General features: G+C 61.1%; 18 protein-coding genes. 3 read left to right on the forward strand and 15 right to left on the reverse strand.

The window, feature by feature from the left end; translation table 11 throughout:
- Window position 1: 1 nt before the first annotated feature.
- The 13 genes from ACQ4WY_RS17100 to pstS all read right to left on the reverse strand — a co-directional run bounded on the left by ACQ4WY_RS17100 (window position 2) and on the right by pstS (window position 13,636).
- On the reverse strand, window positions 2-1,078 hold the full coding sequence (locus ACQ4WY_RS17100) for a sensor histidine kinase (protein ID WP_353657950.1): 1,077 nt from the start codon (window positions 1,076-1,078) through the stop codon (window positions 2-4).
- A gap of 6 nt (window positions 1,079-1,084) precedes the next feature.
- Window positions 1,085-1,900, reverse strand: coding sequence for a LiaI-LiaF-like domain-containing protein (locus ACQ4WY_RS17105; RefSeq protein ID WP_436505056.1), 816 nt, complete (start codon window positions 1,898-1,900; stop codon window positions 1,085-1,087).
- A complete protein-coding gene (locus ACQ4WY_RS17110; protein WP_436505057.1) occupies window positions 1,890-2,273 on the reverse strand; it encodes a LiaF transmembrane domain-containing protein in 384 nt (127 codons plus the stop codon). Before ACQ4WY_RS17110 ends, ACQ4WY_RS17105 begins: the two co-directional genes overlap by 11 nt.
- Before the next feature lie 383 nt (window positions 2,274-2,656).
- The gene (locus tag ACQ4WY_RS17115) at window positions 2,657-3,571 is read right to left on the reverse strand and encodes an NAD-dependent epimerase/dehydratase family protein (RefSeq protein WP_436505058.1); all 915 of its coding nucleotides are present in this window, start codon (window positions 3,569-3,571) and stop codon (window positions 2,657-2,659) included.
- Window positions 3,572-3,665: 94 nt separating this feature from the next.
- Window positions 3,666-5,612, reverse strand: a complete 1,947-nt coding sequence (locus ACQ4WY_RS17120; RefSeq protein WP_436505059.1) for a UvrD-helicase domain-containing protein — start codon at window positions 5,610-5,612, stop codon at window positions 3,666-3,668.
- Window positions 5,613-5,645: 33 nt separating this feature from the next.
- Window positions 5,646-6,842: a selenoneine synthase SenA gene (gene senA, locus ACQ4WY_RS17125; protein ID WP_436505060.1), complete on the reverse strand. Its 1,197-nt coding sequence runs from the start codon at window positions 6,840-6,842 to the stop codon at window positions 5,646-5,648.
- 76 nt (window positions 6,843-6,918) lie between these two features.
- Window positions 6,919-8,235 carry a phosphate regulon sensor histidine kinase PhoR gene (phoR, locus tag ACQ4WY_RS17130; RefSeq protein WP_436505061.1) on the reverse strand — a complete coding sequence of 439 codons (1,317 nt, stop codon included), beginning with the start codon at window positions 8,233-8,235 and terminating at the stop codon, window positions 6,919-6,921.
- A gap of 11 nt (window positions 8,236-8,246) precedes the next feature.
- On the reverse strand, window positions 8,247-8,936 hold the full coding sequence (locus tag ACQ4WY_RS17135; protein ID WP_034755074.1) for a response regulator: 690 nt from the start codon (window positions 8,934-8,936) through the stop codon (window positions 8,247-8,249).
- Between the two features lie 5 nt (window positions 8,937-8,941).
- Window positions 8,942-9,652, reverse strand: a complete 711-nt coding sequence (gene phoU / locus ACQ4WY_RS17140) for a phosphate signaling complex protein PhoU (RefSeq protein WP_070218051.1) — start codon at window positions 9,650-9,652, stop codon at window positions 8,942-8,944.
- A 49-nt stretch (window positions 9,653-9,701) separates the two neighbouring features.
- Window positions 9,702-10,484 carry a phosphate ABC transporter ATP-binding protein PstB gene (gene pstB / locus ACQ4WY_RS17145; RefSeq protein ID WP_010396817.1) on the reverse strand — a complete coding sequence of 261 codons (783 nt, stop codon included), beginning with the start codon at window positions 10,482-10,484 and terminating at the stop codon, window positions 9,702-9,704.
- Window positions 10,485-10,522: 38 nt separating this feature from the next.
- On the reverse strand, window positions 10,523-11,419 hold the full coding sequence (gene pstA, locus ACQ4WY_RS17150) for a phosphate ABC transporter permease PstA (RefSeq protein ID WP_436505062.1): 897 nt from the start codon (window positions 11,417-11,419) through the stop codon (window positions 10,523-10,525).
- Entirely contained in the window at window positions 11,416-12,387 is a 972-nt protein-coding gene (gene pstC, locus ACQ4WY_RS17155) for a phosphate ABC transporter permease subunit PstC (protein ID WP_326459379.1), read from the reverse strand. The genes pstA and pstC overlap by 4 nt, the downstream gene beginning before the upstream one ends.
- 214 nt (window positions 12,388-12,601) lie before the next feature.
- Entirely contained in the window at window positions 12,602-13,636 is a 1,035-nt protein-coding gene (gene pstS / locus ACQ4WY_RS17160; RefSeq protein WP_436505063.1) for a phosphate ABC transporter substrate-binding protein PstS, read from the reverse strand.
- A 286-nt stretch (window positions 13,637-13,922) separates the two neighbouring features.
- Between pstS and ppk1 the strand changes: the two genes are divergently transcribed.
- The 3 genes from ppk1 (at window position 13,923) to ACQ4WY_RS17175 (ending at window position 16,799) form a co-directional block, all read left to right on the forward strand.
- A complete protein-coding gene (ppk1, locus tag ACQ4WY_RS17165; protein WP_353657958.1) occupies window positions 13,923-16,016 on the forward strand; it encodes a polyphosphate kinase 1 in 2,094 nt (697 codons plus the stop codon).
- 26 nt (window positions 16,017-16,042) lie between these two features.
- Complete coding sequence (gene sixA, locus ACQ4WY_RS17170) at window positions 16,043-16,501, forward strand: phosphohistidine phosphatase SixA (protein ID WP_353657959.1); 459 nt, start codon at window positions 16,043-16,045, stop codon at window positions 16,499-16,501.
- A 166-nt stretch (window positions 16,502-16,667) separates the two neighbouring features.
- Window positions 16,668-16,799, forward strand: coding sequence for a hypothetical protein (locus ACQ4WY_RS17175; protein ID WP_322428137.1), 132 nt, complete (start codon window positions 16,668-16,670; stop codon window positions 16,797-16,799).
- A 70-nt stretch (window positions 16,800-16,869) separates the two neighbouring features.
- Here ACQ4WY_RS17175 and ACQ4WY_RS17180 read toward each other — a convergent pair whose 3' ends face one another.
- Window positions 16,870-17,985 carry a polyamine ABC transporter substrate-binding protein gene (locus ACQ4WY_RS17180; protein WP_436505064.1) on the reverse strand — a complete coding sequence of 372 codons (1,116 nt, stop codon included), beginning with the start codon at window positions 17,983-17,985 and terminating at the stop codon, window positions 16,870-16,872.
- Window positions 17,986-18,299: 314 nt separating this feature from the next.
- Window positions 18,300-20,906 (reverse strand): ATP-dependent chaperone ClpB, encoded by a 2,607-nt coding sequence (clpB, locus tag ACQ4WY_RS17185; RefSeq protein WP_436505065.1) that lies wholly within the window; start codon window positions 20,904-20,906, stop codon window positions 18,300-18,302.
- Window positions 20,907-20,952 lie beyond the last annotated feature (46 nt).

The following is a 20,952-nucleotide window of genomic DNA, read 5'->3' on the forward strand; positions in this document are numbered from 1 at the left end:
CTCATGCTTCCTCCGTGTCGCCGGTCTGCGCCGGCATGGAAATCATCACCTCGAAATGGCCGCCGCGCCGGCCCCAGTGCACGCTGGCCTCGTGACCATAGGCGCCGGCCAGGCGCTGGCGCACATTCTCCAGGCCCACGCCATTGCCGCGCTCTGGCCTTTGATCCGCATCCACCGGATTGCGCACGGCAATCTGCAACAGGCTGCCTGCGCGCCGGGCCTCGATGGCGATCAGGCCGCCCTCCGTCAAGCCGCAGATACCATGCTTGACGGCATTTTCCACCAGCGGCTGTATCAGCATGGGCGGCAGCAAACACGCCAGCGCGGCAACGTCGATGCTCTCCACCACTTGCAGGCGTTCGCCAAAACGCACTTGCTCGATGGCGAGAAAATGGCGGATCAGCACCAGCTCCTCTTGCACGGTGATGTGCTTGTGCGCTTCCAGGCTCAGGCTCTGGCGAAAGAAACTGGCCAGCTGCACCGTCATCTGGCGCGCACCCGCCGCATTGATAGACGTCAAGGCACTGATGGAGTTCAGGCTGTTGAACAGGAAATGCGGATCGATCTGCGTGCGCAGCATGCGCAATTGCGCTTCCTGCGCCGTCAGTTGCGCTTCCAGTCCCCGCTGTTCGGCCATCCTGGCGCGCACGAATTCCAGCAACAGATAATGCACGGCGGCAGCCAGGCAATACAGCAGTACGCCCAGGCCGAAGAACAGGGCCAGCAACGATTGCGTCAGGTTCACGCCCAGCCAGCGCAGCTCCGTCAACAGGCTGACGCTGTTCAAAAATTGCAACAGGGTGGCCCACAGCAAGCCCGCGAACAGGGCCGCCACACCCATCACCCCGGCGATGGCGAGCGGATGGCGGGCGTGCAAGGGATAGGCGCGGCACAGGTAGAACGCGGAGAAGCCCGAACCGATCGCATACACGAGCGTGGCCGGCACCACCAGCAGGATCGCATTGAGCCAGGACGCGTGGGCCACCCTGGCCAGGATGAAGGCCAGGGCCAGGCCCAGCGCGATGCAGACCAGGAACACCACCACGGCGCCGCGCCGCTTCGACAAGGACCCGGACATGCGCGCCTAGTTGCGGATTTCCAGGCCGCCCATGATGGCGTAGCCCGTCACGTACAGGCGCTTGGCCTGGTTCGGCGGCACGATGGTCTTTTCTTCGAAGCCGCCGAGGATGGGCGTGCCCTGCAGCACGACGCTCCAGTCGGGCGGAATCTTGATGGTGACACCGCCGCACAGGGCAAATACGTTGAGCACGGCTTCGCCTTCGATCGACGCCTGGCGCAAGTCGATTTCGCAGCCAGCCATGATGACATTGATATCGCCGCCCTTGAAGCGCTGCGACGACACGCGCCGCACATAGCCGCCGAGGATGGCCGTCACTTCGATGATGCTGTCATCGTCCGCCTGCCCGCCGGCGCCGGGCGCTGCAGTGGCATCGGCGGCGTCCTTGTCCAGCGACACGGCGCCATTCCTGGCCTGGCCGAACGAATCAGACGCTGCCGTGCCATCCTGCTGCGCCGCAAAGCGCCGGCGCTGCTGGCGCTGCTGTGCGCCGGGCAGGGACTTCGACACCACAGCCACGCCCAGGCCGATGATCAGCAAGGGCCACAGCAAGTCCCAGTTCAGGTAGAAGATGCCCATGTGCTTGAGGGTCCAGGCCACGCCCAGCAGCACCAGCATGCCACCCAGTAAATAGCCGTTCGCGCTGCGGCTTTGCGACAGTTTCAGCAGGCCAAACACGATCAGCGCCGTGGGCCAGAAACGGAAGGTGTAGCGCACATTGATGAAACCGAGGTTATCGAGCAGGAACAGCAGCCCCAGGCCGATGACGATAACGCCCAGCACGATCTGCGATGGCGAGTGCAGCGGCGGTCTATTTTTCATGCTCGGACTCCCGGTAGGCAATAAAATGTTTGTTCAACAATGGTTGCAGCACGAGGCCCATGCCCCAGGCGATCAGCAAGGCGGGCCAGCTATTGTAAAAATTCAAGTTCCACAGCTCTTCGTACGACACATACCACCAGGCGGCAAAAAAGATCAGCCACAGGCCGCTCAGTATCTGCTTGGCGGACACGGGCGTGAGCAGCTTGTTCAGGCCGAAGACGACCAGTATCAGCGGCCAATAATGCCATAGTGAATAGTAATCGTGGAGATAGATCACATCGAGCCGGTCCAGCAGGATGACGGCGCCGATGGCGATCAGCAGCACGCCCCACAGCAGCTGGGTACGGCGGCAATAAGCTGGTTCAGGTTTCACGGTCACCCCTTGAAGTTGGTTGATCGTAAAGATACGCGCAATTCGGGCGCACGAAAACACCGCTTCGGCGAATGGCGGACAGGTGGCGGTGAATGGCGCAGCGGCGGGAATGACAGGCAAAAAAAAAGACCGGCTAGGGCCGGCCTTGAAGGGGTTCGCAGTACACACCGCGACCTGGAGTTGCAGTGCGCTGCCGCATGGCGCAAACGCGTCGGCAGCGGAAATCTGGTGCCGATCCTTGAGGCGACCGGCTGACCTGCTGGAAGATCGAACATGCCGCCAACTTCACGGCAGTGCGTCTCAACCAAGCGAAGCCATCATACTCCCGATCGCCATACAGCACCGTTCGCTAGCGCACACTGATGAGGTTTTGCTGAGCTACATCAAACGGCGATGGCGTGCGGCGCATTGAGCATGTCGTTCTTGATCCATGCCAGCACGGATGGGCCCTGCGGCTGCCAGCCCAGCAACTTGCGCGCCCGTTCGCCGCGCACGCGGCTGTTGGAACCGAGACCGTAGGAAGCCATCTCGTAGCCCCATTCGGCGATCGCCTCGGGCAGCGGCCAATCCTGCGCGGGCCCCAGGTCCAGTGCCTTGGCGATGGCGGCCGTCATGTCGCGGAAGGCCGCTTCGCCCGACTCGACAAAGTAAAACGTGCCGGCCGGCGATTTTTCCAGCGCCAGCAAATACAGGCTGACGACGTCGTCGATATGCACATTGGACCAGATGTTGCGGCCCGGCCCCACGTGGCGCACGATGCCGCTCTTGCGTGCCTGTTTCAGCAAACGGGGCAATTGCACGCTGTCGCGCGGCAAGGCGCCGTGGCCATAGATCAGGGTGTTGCACAACACGCTGGCGCGTATGCCCTGGCTTGCGCCGGCCAGGACCAGGTCATCGATGGCGACCCGGGCCGCCTTGTCGGCCGTGGGCGCCGGCAACTTGTCTTCGTAGTAAATCTGTTCCGTGCCCTCGCCGCCCGAGGCGTCGCCCACGATGGACGAGCCGCTCGTGTGCAGGAACACTTTGTGCGTGCCGGCCAGCGCTTCGAGGATCGCTTCGACGGCGCCGCGGTGGTCGCTGCTGGCCGCATTGATGACGGCATCGGCCGCCTTCGCCTGCTCGACGAGCAATTCGCGGTCGTTCAAGGTGCCGACGACACCTTGCACGCCAATCGTGGCCAGCTCGGCCACCTGCTCCGGTTTGCGCACCAGGCCCGTCACCTGATGGCCGGCGCGCACGAGGCCCGCCGCGATGGAACTACCGATGAAACCTGCTGCGCCTGTCAAGAAAACCTTCATGCCGTTACTCCCGTCTGGTTAGATTGCTGTCAATCACACCAGCCCAGTATGCCCGCTTTCGTCTTTCGCAAAAAGTGGCCACACAGCAAAAGATCTATGACTTTGGCGCAACAATCTTCTGTTTAAGCTGCAGGGCGGCAATGTAACGGCTCCGGTAGGCGGCATCTTGCGGCGTGAGCAAGGTGAGCCTGTCGCGCGCGCGGGTGGCGGCCACATAGAAACGGTTTTCTTCTTCCAGCGGGTCGGTCTTGCTGCGCGGGAATTCATCGACAGCCAGGTAGGGCAAAATCACGTGGTTGTACTCGAGACCCTTGATCTGGTCGATGCAGGCGATCACCAGCCTGGCCTTGCCGGTCGAGACCGTCACGGCCTCTTCCATCTCGCCCAGCCAGCCGGCAAAACCACCGAGCGCCACGCCCGCTTCGCGGCACACGGCGATAAAGCCGTGCAGGGAACGGGCCACGACCCGCGCCTGCGCCGGGTCGACATAGATGCGGCGCGCCGTCTGTTCCAGCTGCATCAGGCCGAAGACGTGCTGCAGGGCATCTCCCGCCAGGGCGTCGGCGGGCAGCGCGCGCAGGTAGTCGACGGCGGCAAGGGTCAGCGCCGCCTTGTCCTGGTTGTGCGACTTGGCCAGCTGGTTCGTCAAAAAGCCTTCCAACAAGTCCGGGTAGTTGGCCACGTCGGCCTTGGCTTGCTGGAGCTCAGCGCGCGTAAACGGGATTTCCGCGAAGGCCACCAGGGCTTCGAGGATCTCGCCACGGCGCGGGCCGCTCTTGATCGCATGCAAATCCTTGCGGGCGATGGCGACCATGCCGCGCAGCATCAACACTTCCAGGCTCAGCAGATAGCTGTTCATGTCCACCAGGCCATACGCGATACCGCTCTGGAACAGCGCCGTTTCCACGCGGATGGCCTGGTCGCGGTCGCGCAACAGGATGGCCGTCGTGCCCGCATGCGCGTGTTCGAGGGCGGCGATCAGCTGGGCGCTGCACGCCTGCGGCTGCGCATGGTCGTACTCGAGCACGTCGATATGGGTGGCGCGCGACAGGGCCGAGACGCTGGCCTTGTTTTTCAGCACGCCCACGGCCTGCGCCAGCTGCGGGCCGTAGCGGTAGGACGCCGTCAGCGGCAATCGCTGCAAGGCGGGAAACTCCTGCTCGAAGCGCTGGCGCAGGAAGCGGTGGTCGGCGCCCGACCACGTATAGATGACTTGATCCTTGTCGCCGGCGCCGCAAAAGAACGCGTTGCCGCGGCGTATCAGCATGGTCAGCAGGCGGAACGACGCCTCGTTCAAATCGTGCAATTCATCGGCGACGATGATCTGGAAGGCGGGCAACTGCTGGCGCAGCGGCTCGTCGCCATCGAGCATGCGCACCAGGTCGTAGGTGGCGTCGAAGGGTGCGCGGAACTGGATATCGCCCGTGTCGGCGCCGCGCAAGCCTTCATATTCGCGCAGCCACAGATAATGCGTGCGCGACATGCCCAGCAGCTCAAGGTTGTCATCCAGGGAATTGCTCTCGAAGTCAGGATTTTGGAAATCCAGGCGCGCCTTGGTGCGCAATTGCAGTTTCAAAAACTCGGCAATCGCCCCGTTGGTCGTGTTGATTTCCAGCGGGTAACGGTGGGCGTATTTTTCCGACACGACTTCCAGTGCTTCCCAGGCCACGGGACGCAGCTCTTCATCGCTGCGCATGAACGCCACCTGCATGTTTTCCAGCTGCAGCAGCACCTTGGCGGCGAAAGCGTCGAAGGTGTCGATGCTCAGGCGCTTGACGACACCGAGCGGCACGCCCACTTCCAGCAGGCGCTGGCGCAGGGCCACGCGCGCCGCCTCGGTGAACACGAGGGCCAGCATGCGCTCGGGCGCGCGCCCACGGTGCAGCGCCTCGGCCAGGCGCAGGGCCAGGGTCGTCGTCTTGGCCGCGCCGGCATTGGCGTCGATCAGCACCACTTTCTTTTGCGCCGTCTGGATGGCCACCTGCTCCGGCGTGGGTGTGATGCGTTTGGGAATGAACTGCGGGGCGTTATCTGTACTCAAGGGTATCCTGAAATAATGTCTGTTCTCGGCGCGCTACCAGGCGCAGGTGCGCAAGCCGGCAAAGATGTCGCCGCGTTCGGGCGCGTGGAAAGCGCGCATGCGCGCCGAATGCAGGCGCGGCGGCGTTGCGAAGGCGGCGCCGCGCAGCACCTGGTGCTGCATGAAATACGGCGCCGAATATTCGCGCCAGGCGTCCACCGCAAAGCCCGGATGCGGCTCGAACGGCGTCGCCGTCCACTCCCATACCTGGCCCCAGTGAAAGCGCGGGTGGCCGGACAGCGCAGCATACTCCCATTCCGCCTCAGTCGCCAGGCGGCGCCCCGCCCAGGCGCAGTACGCTTGCGCTTCATACAGATTGATGTGCCGCACGGCTTCATTCGGCGGCAAGGTCGTGCGCTGGCCGAAACGCATGGTGCGCCACTGCGTTGCTTCACGCAGCCAGTACAGGGGCGACGAGCGCTCCTGCTGCATCAGCCAGGCGCTGCCGGCCGCGCTCCAGAACTGGCGGTTCTGGTAGCCGCCGTCGGCGACAAAATCGGCAAACTGGGCGTTCGAGACGGGTACGGCGTCCATGCGGAACGGCGGCACGTAGCAGGCATGGGGCGGCGATTCATTGTCGAAGGCAAAACCGGCCCCGCGCGGCGAGCCTAGTTCGATGGAGCCGCCTGGAAAAGCGATCTCCCCCGCGCCTGGCGGCAAGGCCGGGCTGGCAGCCAGGGACTCCGGTGCTTCCAGGCCCAGCCATTGCAAGCCGGCCAGCATTTCTTCGCCACACAAGTCTTCATGCGCCAGCGCCAGCCGGTATGGCGCCAGGGCGCTGTCGACATTGGCTTCGCGCGACAGTTTATCCAACACCCTGTCGAGTACTTCGTGGCAATACGTTTTCACGGCGCCCGGACTTGGCAGTTCCAGCTTCCAGCGCGCGCGATGCTCCACCATGTTGGCGTCGAACAGATCGTCGCCGCGCGTCAGCAGGGAGTTATAAATGGCGTCGGCCGGATGGCTGGAAGCGGCTTCGCGCAGGATGAACCACTCGGCAAACCAGGCGATATGCGCGAGTTGCCATAAGGGCGGATTCAGGCGCGGATGACGGGGCAAGCCAGCCACCACGTCCAGGCCGGCAGTGATGTAACAGTCGAACAGGGAAAGAGTATCCTGGCGCGCGGCCTGCAGCGACTGGGCCAGTTGCTGCGCGCCGGCGTGGCGAAAAGAGGCGTTGATTAAAGTCATGGCCTGATTGTAACGACTTATGCCAACATTGCACTAGTCGCACGGGAAACAGGGAGACACGCTCCCCCTTCCCGGCCTACTTGACCAGCAGTTCGCCCTGCAACGGCGTGACGACGGATTTGGGCATGCTGACGATGAAGCTGCTGCCCTTGTCGGCCACGGACTGGATGGCCAAAGTTCCGCCGTGGCGCAGCAACACGTGCTTGACGATGGCCAGGCCCAGGCCCGTGCCCTGGGTTTCGCGCGAACGGCTCTTGTCGACGCGGTAGAAACGTTCCGTCAGGCGCGAGATATGTTCCTGGCTGATGCCGATGCCCGTATCTTGCGCGATGAATTGCGGTCCGGCCGGACCATCCTGCCAGCGCAAGGTGATGGTGCCGCCGGCCGGCGTGTAGCGTACAGCGTTCGACGCCAGGTTGCCAAACGCGCTATACAACTCGTCATAGCTGCCCAACACGTCGGGACCGTTGCATTCCATGATCACTTCATGCTTGCCGGCCGACAAACCCTTGGCGTCGCGCAAGACTTGCTGCATGAGCTTTTTGATGTCCACGGGCTCGGGGCGCAACGGGTAGTCGACCGATTCCAGGCGCGACAGGGTCAGCATGTCCTCGATCAGATGCTGCATGCGGTGGCCCTGCTCCGTCATCAGCTTGAGGTGGGCGGCGCGCGTGGCGGCGTCCAGGTCCAGCTCGGCGGAAGCGATTTCCAGGAAGCCCACGATGACGGTCAGCGGCGTGCGCAGTTCGTGCGAGGCGTTGGCGATGAAGTCGCGGCGCATCATTTCGATGCGTTCCGTCTCCGTCACATCGTGCGTGACGAGGATCTGGCGGCGGTTTTCAAATGGAATGATCTGCACGATCAGCTTGCGGTTGCGGAAGGTGATCGTCAGCGGCTGGTCGTAGCGACCCAGGATGATGTAATCCATGAACTCGGGGCTGCGGATCAGGTTAGTCACGCGCATGCCCTTGTCGCGCTCGTGCGTCAGGCCCAGGTGTTTCTCGGCGGCCGGGTTGCACCATTCGAGGAACAGCACGTCGTCCATGATGACGACGCCGTCGGGCAGCAGATGCATGGCCTGGCGGAAACGCGCCAGCCATTCCGTCAGCTCGGCCTGGTTTTTCTCGTCGTCGCGGCGCATGCGGTACAGGCGCGCGAAGATGCTGGTCCAGGCGCCCCAGCCGTCGGGCAGCTTGGCGCTTTGCGGATTGTCCAGCCAATTACTCAGCTGGAACAGATACGACAGCTGCACGAACACCATCATGGCCATCAGCACGAAGGCGATGCCCAGCGCATACGTGGCGCCAAACAGATACCAGACGACAGCCACGCCCAGCAGCGCCAGCACCATGCGCAAGGCGGCCGGTACCCAGAACAGCAATTTCGGATTCATAGAGGCAAGCTTTACTTTTCAGACAACATGTAGCCGACGCTGCGCACCGTCTTGATCAGGCTTTCCGCCTCTTTCAAGGCTTTGCGCAAGCGCAATACGTGGACATCGACCGTGCGTTCCTCGATCACCACATGGTCGCCCCACACCTTGTCGAGCAGCTGGCTGCGCGAAAAAACGCGCTCCGGATGGGCCAGCAGGAATTTCAGCAGCTTGTATTCGGCATGGCCGATATCGATCTTCTGTTCATCCATCATCACGGTGCAGCTGACGGGGTCCAAGGCCACGTTGCCGGCGCGCATGGGCGCCTGCGCGTGTTCCGGACTCTTGCGTCGCAGGAGAGCTTTGGCGCGCGCCAGCAGCTCGCGCGGCGAGAACGGCTTGGTGACGTAATCGTCGGCCCCGCTGTTCAGGCCGGCCAGCTTGTCTTCTTCCATGCTCTTGGCGGTGAGCATGATGACGGGGATGGCGGCGAAATTGCGGTCGGCGCGGATGCGCGACAGCAGGCGCAAGCCCGTCTGGTCCGGCAACATCCAGTCCAGCAGAATCAGATGCGGCGTGCGGTGCTGGATGAATTCCCAGGCATCGGCAACGTTTTGTACGGAACAGCAATTCCAGCCGGATTCGCGCAGCGAATAGGTGACCAGTTCAACGATGGCCGGCTCATCTTCAACAATCAATACCGTGGTTTTATCAGATGCCATAAAGCTTACTCAGGGAGCTCCTCGGAAATGGCGGGAGCAGCCACCTTGGTGTGGCGGATGTCCTTGCCTTCAACCACGTAAATCACGTATTCGGCGATGTTTTTCGCATGGTCGCCGATCCGTTCGATGGCCTTGGCCACCCACAGGGTATCGAGCGCCGCCGAAATCGTGCGCGGGTCTTCCATCATAAAGGTTATCAAGTTGCGCATGATAGACCGAAACTCATGGTCGATGATGGCATCTTGTGCAATTAATTGTAAGGCCTGCTTGCCATCGTTGCGCGCGAATGCGTCCAGGGCGTCGTGCAGCATGTCGGTGGCCGTGTTGGCAATGCCGCGCACCATCTCGTAATGGTTGACGACGGCATTGCCGCGCTTGTGCAGATTCTTCGCCACGCGGGCGATTTTGGTCGCTTCGTCGCCGACGCGCTCGAGGTCGGTAATTACCTTGATGGTGGCCATGATGGTGCGCAAGTCGTTGGCGGCCGGCTGGCGGCGCACGATCAAATGGCTGCAGGCGTCGTCCAGCGACACTTCCAGCTGGTTGACGACGTCATCTTCGCGCATCACGCGGTCGGCGCGTTCCGGATTGCCGATGCGAAAGCACGTCATCGCGTCGAGGAACTGGGTTTCAACGATGCCGCCCATCAGGAGCACTTTCGAGCGGATCGCTTCGAGTTCGTTGTCGTATTGCTTGGATGAATGTTCGCCTATCATGCCGTCTCTCCGTATTCAGTTGTCTTGTATATATAGCTATGCGGGTGGATCAGCCGAAGCGGCCCGTGATGTAATCCTGCGTTTCCTTGCGTGCCGGATTCATGAAGATCTGGTCCGTTTCGCCGAATTCCACCAGCTCGCCCAGGTACATATAGGCCGTGTAGTCGGAGCAACGCGCCGCCTGTTGCATATTGTGCGTCACGATGGCGATCGTGTAATCCTGTTTCAGTTCGCTGATCAGCTCTTCCACTTTCGACGTCGAGATCGGGTCCAGCGCCGAGGTCGGCTCATCGAGCAGCAAGACGTCCGGCTTCACGGCCACGCCGCGCGCGATGCACAGACGCTGCTGCTGGCCGCCCGACAGCGACAGGCCGCTCTTCGACAGCTTGTCCTTGACCTCGCCCCACAGTGCGGCCTTTTTCAGGGCCCACTCGACGCGCTCGTCCATTTCGCCTTTCGACAGGTCTTCATACAGGCGAACGCCGAAGGCGATGTTGTCGTAGACGGACATGGGGAACGGCGTCGGCTTCTGGAACACCATGCCAACCTTGGCGCGCAGCATGTTGACGTCCTGGTCCGCGTCGAGCACGTTGCGGCCGCGGTACAGAATCGAACCTTCCGCGCGCTGGCCCGGATACAGGTCGTACATGCGGTTCAGGGTGCGCAGCAAGGTTGACTTGCCGCAACCGGACGGGCCGATGAAGGCCGTAACCTTTTTCTCGTGGATGTCCAGGTTGACGTTATGCAAACTTTGCGTTTTGCCGTAAAAAAAGTTCAGGCCAGAAATCTCGATGGTTTTTTTCTTTGGTGCCAGGTCTTGTGCTGGATTCATTTGCGTATTCATATGGGTTCGCTTCGCTCGGTATCTGTTTAATTAGGGACTTTTTGGCTGAACACGGTGCGCGACAGGATATTCAGGGCCAGCACGCTGAAGGTGATCAGCAGTGCGCCGCCCCAGGCCAGCGAGCGCCAGTTGTCGTACGGGCTCATCGCAAACGATGCGATGACGGACGGCAAGTTGGCCATCGGCGCATTCATGTTGAAGCTTTGGAACTGGTTATTCAGGGCCGTGAACAGCAGCGGCGCCGTTTCGCCGGCGATACGGGCCAAGGCCAGCAGCACACCGGTGATGACGCCGGCCTTGACGGCGCGCAAACGCACCAGGGTAGCAACTTTCCAGCGCGGCGCACCGAGGGCAAACGCGGCTTCCAGCAGGCTGTTCGGCACCAGGCGCAGCATATTGTCCGTCGTGCGCACTACCACCGGCACGGCGATCAGAGACAGCGCGATGGCGCCCGCGTAACCGGAGAAGTGTTTGACGTGCGCCACGTACAGCGCATACACGAACAGGCCGATGACAATCGATGGCGCCGACAGCATGATGTCCGTGACGAAGCGCGTCACTTGCGCCAGCTTGTTTTCTTCGCCGTATTCGGCCAGGTAGATGCCGGCCAGAATACCGATCGGGGTGCTGACGACAGTCGCCAGGCCCACCATCAGGGCACTACCGACGATGGCATTGATCAGGCCGCCACCTTCGCTGCCGGGAGCCGGCGTCGTTTGCGTGAACAGGTCCACGGACAGGGCGCCGAAACCCTTGATCACCAGGGTGAACAGGATCCACACGAGCACGGCCAGGCCCAGGGCCATGGCGGCCACCGACAGGGCGATGCCGATGCGGTGCATCAACAAGCGCTTGCGGTAGACGGGGTTCATGGCCGGCTTGGCCGGAGCTTCTTGGGTGCTAACTTGGCTGAGCTGGCTCATTTCGTGCCTTCCTTGCGGGACATGCCAGCCAGCATCAGCTTGGCGGCGGATAAGACGATAAAGGTGATGACAAACAGGATCAGGGCCAGCGAGAACAGCGAGGACACGTGCAGCGCCGATTGCGCCTCACCGAATTCATTGGCCAGCAAGGAAGTGATGCTGTTGCCGGCGGCAAACAGCGACCACGACAGTTTATTCGCGTTACCGATGACGAAGGTCACGGCCATGGTCTCGCCCAGCGCGCGGCCCAGGCCCAGCATGACGCCGCCGACGACGCCGGTCTTGGTGTATGGCAAGACAATCTTGCGCACGACTTCCCAGCGCGTGCAGCCCAGGCCGTATGCGGATTCCTTCAGCACGGCGGGGACGATCTCGAACACGTCGCGCATGACGGAAGCGATGAAGGGGATGATCATGATGGCCAGCACCAGGCCGGCCGTCAGCAAGCCGATGCCCATCATGGGGCCGCTGAACAGCTGGCCGATGACGGGCACGTTGCCCAGGGTGGCTTTCAGCAGGGGCTGGACATGGTCGGCAAACAGAGGGGCAAACACGAACAGGCCCCAGATGCCGTAGATGATCGATGGCACACCGGCCAGCAGCTCGACAGCCGTGCCCAGCGGGCGGCGCAGCCAGGCCGGGCAGATTTCCGTGAGGAACAGCGCGATGCCGAAGCTGACGGGAAAGGCGATCAGCAAGGCGATAACGGATGTCACCAGGGTGCCGATGATGGGAATCAGGGCGCCGTACTGGTCATTGACGGGGTCCCATTCCGCCGACACGATGAAATGCAGGCCAAAGGTCTTGAAGGCCGGTATCGATTCCATGATCAGCGAAATGATGATGCCGACCAGGACGATCAGCACCGACAGGGCGAACAGCATCGTCACCTTGTGGAACAGAAAATCCTGGAAGCGCTGCTTGCGCATGGTGGAAAGCATTTGCGCGTGACTGATGGAATCGGTCATGGTGCCGCCTGGCATGGGGATCGTGGAGGAGGTAGATTGTGCGCTCATATTGTGCCAGATGTGGGTGGTACTGCCGGTATTGCTGTTTTGAACTCTTGTTTTATCTTGCTTTTTTAGCCAGGACCGTCTGCAAGGGCTTGCGGACGGTCCTGGCTAACTCCCTGCCCCGCCGTGCTGCTGGCGGGGACAAGGATGAGTGACTCAGGCTATGCGATTAGTAGATCGATTTGCCGGAAGCATCTTTCAGGTTGGCTTTCCACGACTCTTGCACCAGTTTGATGACCGATGCCGGCATCGGCACGTAGTCCAGTTCAACGGCAGCGGCGCCGCCGTTTTTGTAGGCCCAGTCGAAGAATTTCAGGACTTCTTTTGCCTTGCCTGCGTCAGCCTGGACTTTGTGCATCAGGATGAACGACACGCCGGTGATAGGCCAGCTGTTCTTGCCAGCCTGGTCGGTCAGGACCACGCCGAAGCCTGGGGTTTGCGTCCACGGTGCCGAAGCGGCTGCTGCCTTGAAGTTTTCATCATCAGGCTGCAGGAAGTTGCCGTCCTTGTTTTGCAGCTGGGTGTGCGACATATTGTTTTTCTTGGCATAAGCCCACTCGACGTAGCCGATCGAACCTTTGATACGCTGTACGTTGGCGGCGACGCCTTCGTTACCCTTGCCACCCACGCCCACGGCCCATTTCACAGCCGAGCCAGCACCGATTTTCGATTTGAATTCCGGGTTGGTTTTCGACAGGAAGTCGGTGAACAGGAAGGACGTGCCCGAACCGTCGGCGCGATGCACCACGGTGATTTCCGTGTCCGGCAGCTTGACGCCACTGTTCAGTGCGGCGATCTCAGGAGCGCTCCACTTGGTGATCTTGCCCAGGTAGATGTCGGCAACGACCTTGCCCGTCATCTTCAGCTGGCCTGGTTTCACGCCGTCCAGATTGACGATGGTGACCACGCCGCCCATGATGGCCGGAAACTGCATCAGGCCCGCTTCTTCCAGCTCTTCTGCCTTCAAAGGCATGTCAGAGGCGCCGAATTCAACAGTCTTGGCCTTGATTTGCTTGATGCCTGCGCCGGAACCGACGGACTGGTAGTTCAGGCCGTTGCCGGTGTTGGCTTTGTAAGTTTCAGCCCATTTGGCGTAGATCGGGTACGGGAAGGTTGCACCAGCACCTGTCATATCTGCCGCCATGACGGAAGCGGAAGAAAATGCCATCGCTGCCGAAGCACCCACGACGATAAATTTGAACATTTGCTTCATTTGCATATCAAGTCCTCAGGGTTGTTAGGGCTCAAAGTCCCGGTTGAATGCTGCGCAGTCTAGCAAGTGAATATGACAGCTTTATGACATGGGTAAAAATTCCTGAAATAATTGGCTACGCCCCGAGGATTGCTCTTTTCGGCGTGAAAAATGACAGGGCGGACGACGCTTTATGACAGCTTATGTCACGCTTACGTCATATTTCATGATTACACTCACAACGCGTCATACATGATGAAATACGGCTAGAATTAACTATCTGCAAAGACAAAAGAATATGAAACCTGAACTGCACACGGAAGTGACCAAATCGGGCATCCTGCTTGACCGCGAGCTGTCGCAACTGACTTTCAACCGGCGCGTGATGGCGCAGGCGGAAGACCCGAACATTCCGCTGCTCGAGCGCCTGCGCTACCTGTGCATCGTCAGCAGTAACATGGATGAGTTCTTCGAGGTGCGCGTGGCCAGCCTGCTGGCGGCCGGCAGCATCGGCGGGACGCTGGCCGGCCACCCTGCCCTGGCGGCCAACCTGGAGCGCATCGGCAAGGAATGCCATGCGCTGGTGGAACGCCAGTACGAGATATTAAATAACGACGTCTTGCCGGCCCTGCGCGAAGCGGGCGTGCATTTGCTGCGCGACAGCGACCGCAACGAGGCGCAGCGCGCGTGGGTCAAGCAATACTTCGACCGCGAAGTGCGTCCCCTGCTCACGCCGATCGGCCTCGACCCGGCCCACCCCTTCCCGCAAGTGGTGAATAAAAGCCTCAATTTCATCGTCTCGCTGAGCGGCAAGGATGCGTTCGGCCGCGGCACGGCGATCGCCATCGTCAAGGCGCCCCGCGTTTTGCCGCGCGTCATCAAGCTGCCGGACGAGATTTCCGGTGATGGCGTGTCCTTCTGTTTATTGTCCTCCGTCATCCATGCGCACATTTCGGACCTGTTCGCCGGGCGCGAGGTGATCGCCTATTCGCAATTCCGCGTCACGCGCGACAGCGACCTGTGGGTGGACGAAGATGAAGTCAAGAATCTGCGCCAGGCCTTGAAGGGCGAACTGGTGGGGCGCCAGTTCGGTACCTCGGTGCGCCTGGAAGTGGCGCGCAATTGCCCGCCAGAATTGTCGCAATTCCTGCTCGACCAGTTCAGCCTGGATCAAAGCCGCCTCTACCGCGTCAACGGCCCCGTGAACCTGGTGCGCTTGTCGGAAATGATCGACCACGTCAAGCAGCCTGAACTACGCTTCCCGCCGTTTTTCCCCGGTCTGGCCCATAAAGCCATCGGCAACGACATCTTTACCGCGCTGAACAAGCACGACATCCTGCTGCACCATCCCTATCAGTCGTTCCAGACGGTGATCGACTTCATCCGCAGCGCCGCCTACGATCCCGCCGTCGTGGCGATCAAGCAGACGATTTACCGCACGGGCATGAACTCGGACCTGATGGAGTCGCTCATTACGGCGGCGAAGATGGGCAAGGAAGTAACCGTCATCGTGGAATTGATGGCGCGCTTCGACGAAGAAGCCAATATCAACTGGGCCGACAAGCTGGAACAGGCGGGCGCGCAAGTCGTGTATGGCGTCGTGGGACTGAAAACCCATGCCAAGGTGGCGCTCGTCATCCGCCGTGAAGAAGGCGCCCTGCGCTTCTATGCCCACCTGGGCACTGGCAACTATCATCCCACCACCACCAAGCTGTACACGGACTTCGGCTTGCTGACGGCCAACCAGGACTTGGCCGTGGAAGTCAATGAAGTCTTCATCCACCTGACCAGCCTGACCAAGCCGCACAACCTGAACCATTTGTGGCTGGCGCCGTTCGGCCTGCAAAGCGAAATCATCAAGGCAATCCGCAACGAGGCGAAGATCGCCCGCTCGGGCCGGCGCGGGCGCATCATCGTGAAAGTCAACGCGCTGGTGGACGAATCCGTGATCCGCGCCCTGTATGCGGCCTCCACCGATGGCGTGAAGATCGACCTGATCGTGCGCGGTGCCTGCACCTTGAAACCGGGCGTGCCTGGCTTGTCGGAAAACATCAAGGTGCGCTCCGTGATCGGCCGCTTCCTCGAACACAGCCGCATCTACTACTTCCGCAACGACCTGGCGCACGACGTCTACCTGGCCAGCGCCGACTGGATGAGCCGCAACCTGTTCCGCCGCGTGGAAGTGGCCTTCCCCGTACTGGACCGGGCGCTGAAGCGGCGCGTGATCGCCGAGGGCCTGAATCCGTATTTGAAGGATAATACAAATGCATGGGAACTGGAGCCGACGGGCCACTACGCGCGCCGCAAGCCACGCGGCAAGCAAACGCCATTCAGCGCCCAGCAGTATTTGATGCACACACTGGGTACGCCGGGCGCGGAGGTCGGCGAATAGGCAATTTCTTCACACAGGAGCACAGCATGGATCTCATCTTGTGGCGACACGCAGAAGCCGAACCGGGCGTCCCCGACCTCGAACGCGCCCTGACCGTCAAAGGTCAGAGACAGGCGCGCCGCATGGGGGAATGGCTGGCGTCGCAACTACCGGAAAACTGCCGCATCCTCGTCAGTCCCGCCCTGCGCACCCTGCAAACGGCGGAAGCGCTGGGCCGCAAGTTCAAGCTGATGCCGGAACTGGCGCCCGGCGCCGAAGCGGAAGATATCCTGAAGGCGGCCAACTGGCCCGGCGGCAAGGAAACCGTGCTCATCGTCGGCCACCAACCCACCCTGGGCCAGGCAGCCGCCCTGCTGCTGACGGGAGAGGAGCAGGAATGGGAAATGCGCAAGGCCAGCGCCTGGTGGTTCTCGCAACGCGAGCCAGGCGACCCGATCAGCGTTTATCTCAAGGCGGTGATGGCGCACGACCTTGTGGTGAAATAAGGGAAATGCGCAAAAAGTGCGCTGGGACAAATACTGGCAGGAATTACAACTCGGCAGCCTTGCAAAGCGCTGCCGATCTGCTAGAGTTTAATTGCATCAACTACGTGTTGGAGCGCTGCTCTGACACATTGAGCAACCCAGCGGACAGCCGTCCAACGGCGGCTGAATGATCATGTTAACCTTCCTCGTTTTTCTCTTCATCGCCATCTTCGCCGCTATCATCGGCTTCGTCGCCTTTGAACTGATCGAAGAAATGCGCGGCAGTCACCACAAGCTGATGGACCGCTACCACGAGTAGTGCTCACTTCGGCAATATCGCATGGCGCCAGCGACGGCCTACAGGCCCGTCCCTCGCGCCATCCTTGTATTTACACTCCCGTTTTGAACTTCGTATAGATGCGCGTCATCAATCGGCGGATATCGGCCGTGGTCGCTTCCGGTGCGGCCATGCGCTGCTTGTCGGCGTCCGACAGGAAGATGGCCTTGTTCTCGCCGATGTCCTTGCGTACATACTTGATGCTGGCCGGATTCGGATTCGCGTAGAAGACCTTGTTGCTCAGGCTGGCATGCACTTGCGGACGCAGGATGTAGTTGATGAACAGGTGCGCATTGTTCGGATGGGGCGCGTCGGCCGGGATGGCCATGGTGTCGAACATCAGGGCGGCCGTCTTCGGCACCAGCACCTGGATCACATTGCCGTTTTTCGCATCGATGGCGCGCTGGCGCGCGATATTGATGTCGCCCGACCAGCCCAGCGCGACGCAGACGGAGCCATTGGCCATGTCATTGATGTAGCCGGACGAGCTGAACAGAGTCACGTAAGGACGGATCGCCTGCAGCACCTTGCCCGCTTCCTGGTAGTCGGCGGCCGCTTTCGAGTATGCAGGCTTGCCCAGGTATTGCAGGGCGGCCGGCAGCACTTCCGACGGCGAGTCGAGGAAGGACACGCCGCACGATTTCAGCTTCGCCGCATATTTCGGGTTGAAGATCAAGTCCCAGGCGTTGTCAGGCATGGCCATGCCGCCCAGCGCAGCCTTGACCTTGTTGACATTGATGCCCACCGTCGTGTAGCCCCACAGCCAGTCGACCAGGTAATCATTGTTCGGGTCGATCTTCGACAGTTTTGCCTGCAGGCTGGGGTCCAGGTTGCCCAGGTTCGTCAGCTTGCTCTTGTCGAGCTTGCGCAGCAGGCCTGAATCGATCTGCAGGCGCGCCCACTGGGCCGTCGGCACGACGATGTCGTAGCCGGACTTGCCCGCCACCAGTTTCGCATTGAGGATTTCGTTATTGTCGAAAACGTCGTAGCGTACTTTGATGCCCGTTTCCTTTTCAAAATTCTTGATCGTATCATCGCCGATATAGTCGGACCAGTTATAGATGTTCAAGACCTTTTCTTCCTGGGCATGAGCAGGCAAGGCCAACATGGCCGCCGCCAAGGTCAATCCCACTCCAATGCGCCGCCCTGCTTGCCATGTGTTTGCCATCGTACCGCCTCCGGAATTAGTCAGAAAATAGTGACGATGATAGCAAGAAGGGCGGCATCAGGTCTAGCCTGATACCGCCCTGCCTGAGGACGTCTATCAAAACCTACTGCGCGTCGCGCTTTGCGGCCTGCGATGCTCACCGTACTAGAGTACAGTTGCGCTTCTCGGCCACAAATCACTGCCGCTCGCTACGGTTTTGTTAGACGTCGCAAATCTTCCTCACTGCAAATGCCGTGAAACTGGGGGCAGACCCGACGGGGGAAGCTCCCCAGATGGGGGGAGCTTCCAATCCCGCAGGAACTGACCTGCCAACATTACACCTTGTCCAGCCCCACTTGCGCCCCCGTAAACACCAGGTTGCCGTGCTGGGCGTCGATGCGGATTTCGTCTTTCGGGCCAAACTTGCCTTCCAGGATCAGCTTCGACAGCGGATTTTCGATCTGCTGCTGGATCGCCCGTTTCAAAGGACGGGCGCCATACACCGGGTCGTAGCCCGCTTCGGCGATTTGCTGCAAGGCCGCGTCCGTCAAGCTCAGCTGCATGTCCATGCGCGCCAGGCGTTCTTCGAGAATCTTCAGCTGGATCTTCGCGATCGCGCCGATGTTTTTCTCGTCGAGGCCATGGAACACGACGATTTCGTCGATACGGTTGACGAACTCGGGACGGAAGTGCGAACGTACCTCGGCCATCACGGCCAGCTTCACGACACCGGGATCATCGCTTTCCATGGCCTGGATTTTATGCGAACCCAGGTTCGAGGTCATGATGATGACGGTATTCTTGAAGTCTACCGTGCGGCCCTGGCCGTCCGTCATGCGTCCATCGTCGAGCACTTGCAACAGCACGTTGAAGACGTCAGCATGCGCCTTTTCCACTTCGTCGAGCAGGATCACGCTGTACGGCTTGCGGCGCACGGCTTCCGTCAGGTAGCCGCCCTCGTCGTAGCCCACATAGCCGGGCGGCGCGCCGATCAATCGGGCCACGGAATGCTTCTCCATGAACTCGCTCATGTCGATGCGGATCATCGATTCTTCCGTATCGAACAGGAAGGTCGCCAGCGCCTTGCTCAGCTCGGTCTTGCCCACACCCGTCGGTCCCAGGAACATGAAGGAACCATAAGGACGGTTCGGGTCGCTCAAGCCGGCGCGCGAGCGGCGGATGGCGTCAGCCACGGCCGTGATCGCTTCATCCTGGCCCACGACGCGCTCATGCAGCTTCTCTTCGATGTGCAGCAGCTTGTCGCGTTCGCCCTGCATCATGCGCGACACGGGAATTCCCGTCGCGCGCGACACCACTTCGGCGATTTCCTCGGCGCCCACTTCCGTGCGCAGCAGCTTCGGCTGGTCGGGGTCGCGTTTCGGGATGCCGCTGTCAGCCTGCTTGAGCTGGGCTTCCAGTTGCGGCAGCTTGCCGTACTGCAGCTCCGACACTTTCTGCCAATTGCTCTCGCGCGTAGCCTGCTCCATCTGCAACTTGACTTGCTCGATCTCTTCCTTGATGTGCGTGCTGCCCTGCACCACGGCTTTTTCCGCCTTCAGGATTTCCTCGAAGTCATTGTATTCGCGCTGCAGCTTGACGATCTCTTCCTCGATCAGGCCCAGGCGGCGCAACGATGCCTCGTCCTTTTCCTTCTTGACGGCTTCGCGCTCGATCTTCAGCTGGATCAGACGGCGTTCCAGCTTATCCATCACTTCCGGCTTCGAGTCGATCTCGATCTTGATCTTCGCCGCCGCTTCATCGATCAGGTCGATCGCCTTGTCGGGCAGGAAACGGTCCGTGATGTAGCGGTGCGACAGCTCGGCGGCAGCGATGATGGCCGCGTCCGTGATTTCCACCTTGTGGTGCAGCGCGTATTTGTCCTGCAAGCCCCGCAGGATGGCGATCGTCGCTTCCACGGTCGGCTCGTCGACCAGCACTTTTTGGAAGCGGCGTTCCAGCGCGGCATCCTTCTCGATGTACTTGCGGTACTCGTCGAGGGTGGTCGCTCCCACGCAGTGCAGCTCGCCGCGCGCCAGCGCCGGTTTCAGCATATTGCCGGCATCCATCGCGCCCTCGGCCTTGCCCGCGCCCACCATGGTGTGCATCTCGTCGATGAAGACGATGGTTTGCCCCTCATCCATGGCCAGTTCCTTCAGCACGGATTTCAGGCGCTCCTCGAATTCGCCGCGGAACTTCGCGCCGGCCAGCAAGGCAGCCATGTCCAGCGACAGTACGCGCTTGCCTTTCAGCGATTCCGGCACTTCGCCATTGACGATGCGCTGCGCCAGGCCTTCGACGATGGCCGTCTTGCCCACGCCCGGTTCGCCGATCAGCACGGGGTTGTTCTTGCTGCGGCGCTGCAGGATCTGGATGGTGCGGCGGATCTCATCGTCGCGCCCGATCACAGGGTCGAGCTTGCCCTTGCGTGCCCGTTCCGTCAGGTCCAAGGTGTATTTTTTCAGTGCTTCGCGCTGGCCTTCGGCCTCTTGTGAATCGACCTTGTTGCCGCCGCGCACAGCGTCGATGGCCGATTCCAAGGCCTTGCGGGTCAGGCCGTTTTCGCGCGCCAGCTTGCCGCAGTCGGACTTGTCGTCCGTCATGGCCAGCAAGACCATTTCACTGGACACGAACTGGTCGCCCGCCTTTTGCGATTCCTTGTCGGCCAGGTTCAGCAGGGCCACGAATTCGCGGCTGACCTGCACGTCGCCGCCCGTGCCGGAGACTTTCGGCAAGCGTTCGAGGGACGCACCCAGGGCCTTGCTCAAGCCGCCCACGTTGACGCCGGCCCGCTGCAAGAGCGAGCGGGCGCCGCCGTCGTCCTGGCTCAACAGGGCCGTCAGCAGGTGGACTGGTTCGATATAGGGGTTGTCGTTGCCCACGGCCAAGCTTTGCGCATCGGCCAGGGCTTCCTGTAATTTGGTGGTGAGTTTGTCTTGTCGCATGAAAAGCGCTCCCGGTTAATTAGTTGTTAACCAAATTGGGGTGAGG

Source organism: Janthinobacterium salmonicoloratum (assembly GCF_051380845.1).
Taxonomy (GTDB): Bacteria; Pseudomonadota; Gammaproteobacteria; order Burkholderiales; family Burkholderiaceae_D; genus Janthinobacterium; species Janthinobacterium lividum_F.

Excerpts from the sequence above, each read along its gene's own strand:
- ACQ4WY_RS17100 (WP_353657950.1), bottom strand. The coding sequence starts at position 1,078 with ATGTCCGGGTCCTTGTCGAAGCGGCGCGGCGCCGTGGTGGTGTTCCTG.
- ACQ4WY_RS17105 (WP_436505056.1), bottom strand. The coding sequence starts at position 1,900 with ATGAAAAATAGACCGCCGCTGCACTCGCCATCGCAGATCGTGCTGGGC.
- ACQ4WY_RS17115 (WP_436505058.1), bottom strand. The coding sequence starts at position 3,571 with ATGAAGGTTTTCTTGACAGGCGCAGCAGGTTTCATCGGTAGTTCCATC.
- senA (WP_436505060.1), bottom strand. The coding sequence starts at position 6,842 with ATGACTTTAATCAACGCCTCTTTTCGCCACGCCGGCGCGCAGCAACTG.
- phoR (WP_436505061.1), bottom strand. The coding sequence starts at position 8,235 with ATGAATCCGAAATTGCTGTTCTGGGTACCGGCCGCCTTGCGCATGGTG.
- ACQ4WY_RS17135 (WP_034755074.1), bottom strand. The coding sequence starts at position 8,936 with ATGGCATCTGATAAAACCACGGTATTGATTGTTGAAGATGAGCCGGCC.
- phoU (WP_070218051.1), bottom strand. The coding sequence starts at position 9,652 with ATGATAGGCGAACATTCATCCAAGCAATACGACAACGAACTCGAAGCG.
- pstB (WP_010396817.1), bottom strand. The coding sequence starts at position 10,484 with ATGAATCCAGCACAAGACCTGGCACCAAAGAAAAAAACCATCGAGATT.
- pstA (WP_436505062.1), bottom strand. The coding sequence starts at position 11,419 with ATGAGCCAGCTCAGCCAAGTTAGCACCCAAGAAGCTCCGGCCAAGCCG.
- pstC (WP_326459379.1), bottom strand. The coding sequence starts at position 12,387 with ATGACCGATTCCATCAGTCACGCGCAAATGCTTTCCACCATGCGCAAG.
- pstS (WP_436505063.1), bottom strand. The coding sequence starts at position 13,636 with ATGTTCAAATTTATCGTCGTGGGTGCTTCGGCAGCGATGGCATTTTCT.
- ppk1 (WP_353657958.1), top strand. The coding sequence starts at position 13,923 with ATGAAACCTGAACTGCACACGGAAGTGACCAAATCGGGCATCCTGCTT.
- sixA (WP_353657959.1), top strand. The coding sequence starts at position 16,043 with ATGGATCTCATCTTGTGGCGACACGCAGAAGCCGAACCGGGCGTCCCC.
- ACQ4WY_RS17175 (WP_322428137.1), top strand. The coding sequence starts at position 16,668 with ATGATCATGTTAACCTTCCTCGTTTTTCTCTTCATCGCCATCTTCGCC.
- ACQ4WY_RS17180 (WP_436505064.1), bottom strand. The coding sequence starts at position 17,985 with ATGGCAAACACATGGCAAGCAGGGCGGCGCATTGGAGTGGGATTGACC.
- clpB (WP_436505065.1), bottom strand. The coding sequence starts at position 20,906 with ATGCGACAAGACAAACTCACCACCAAATTACAGGAAGCCCTGGCCGAT.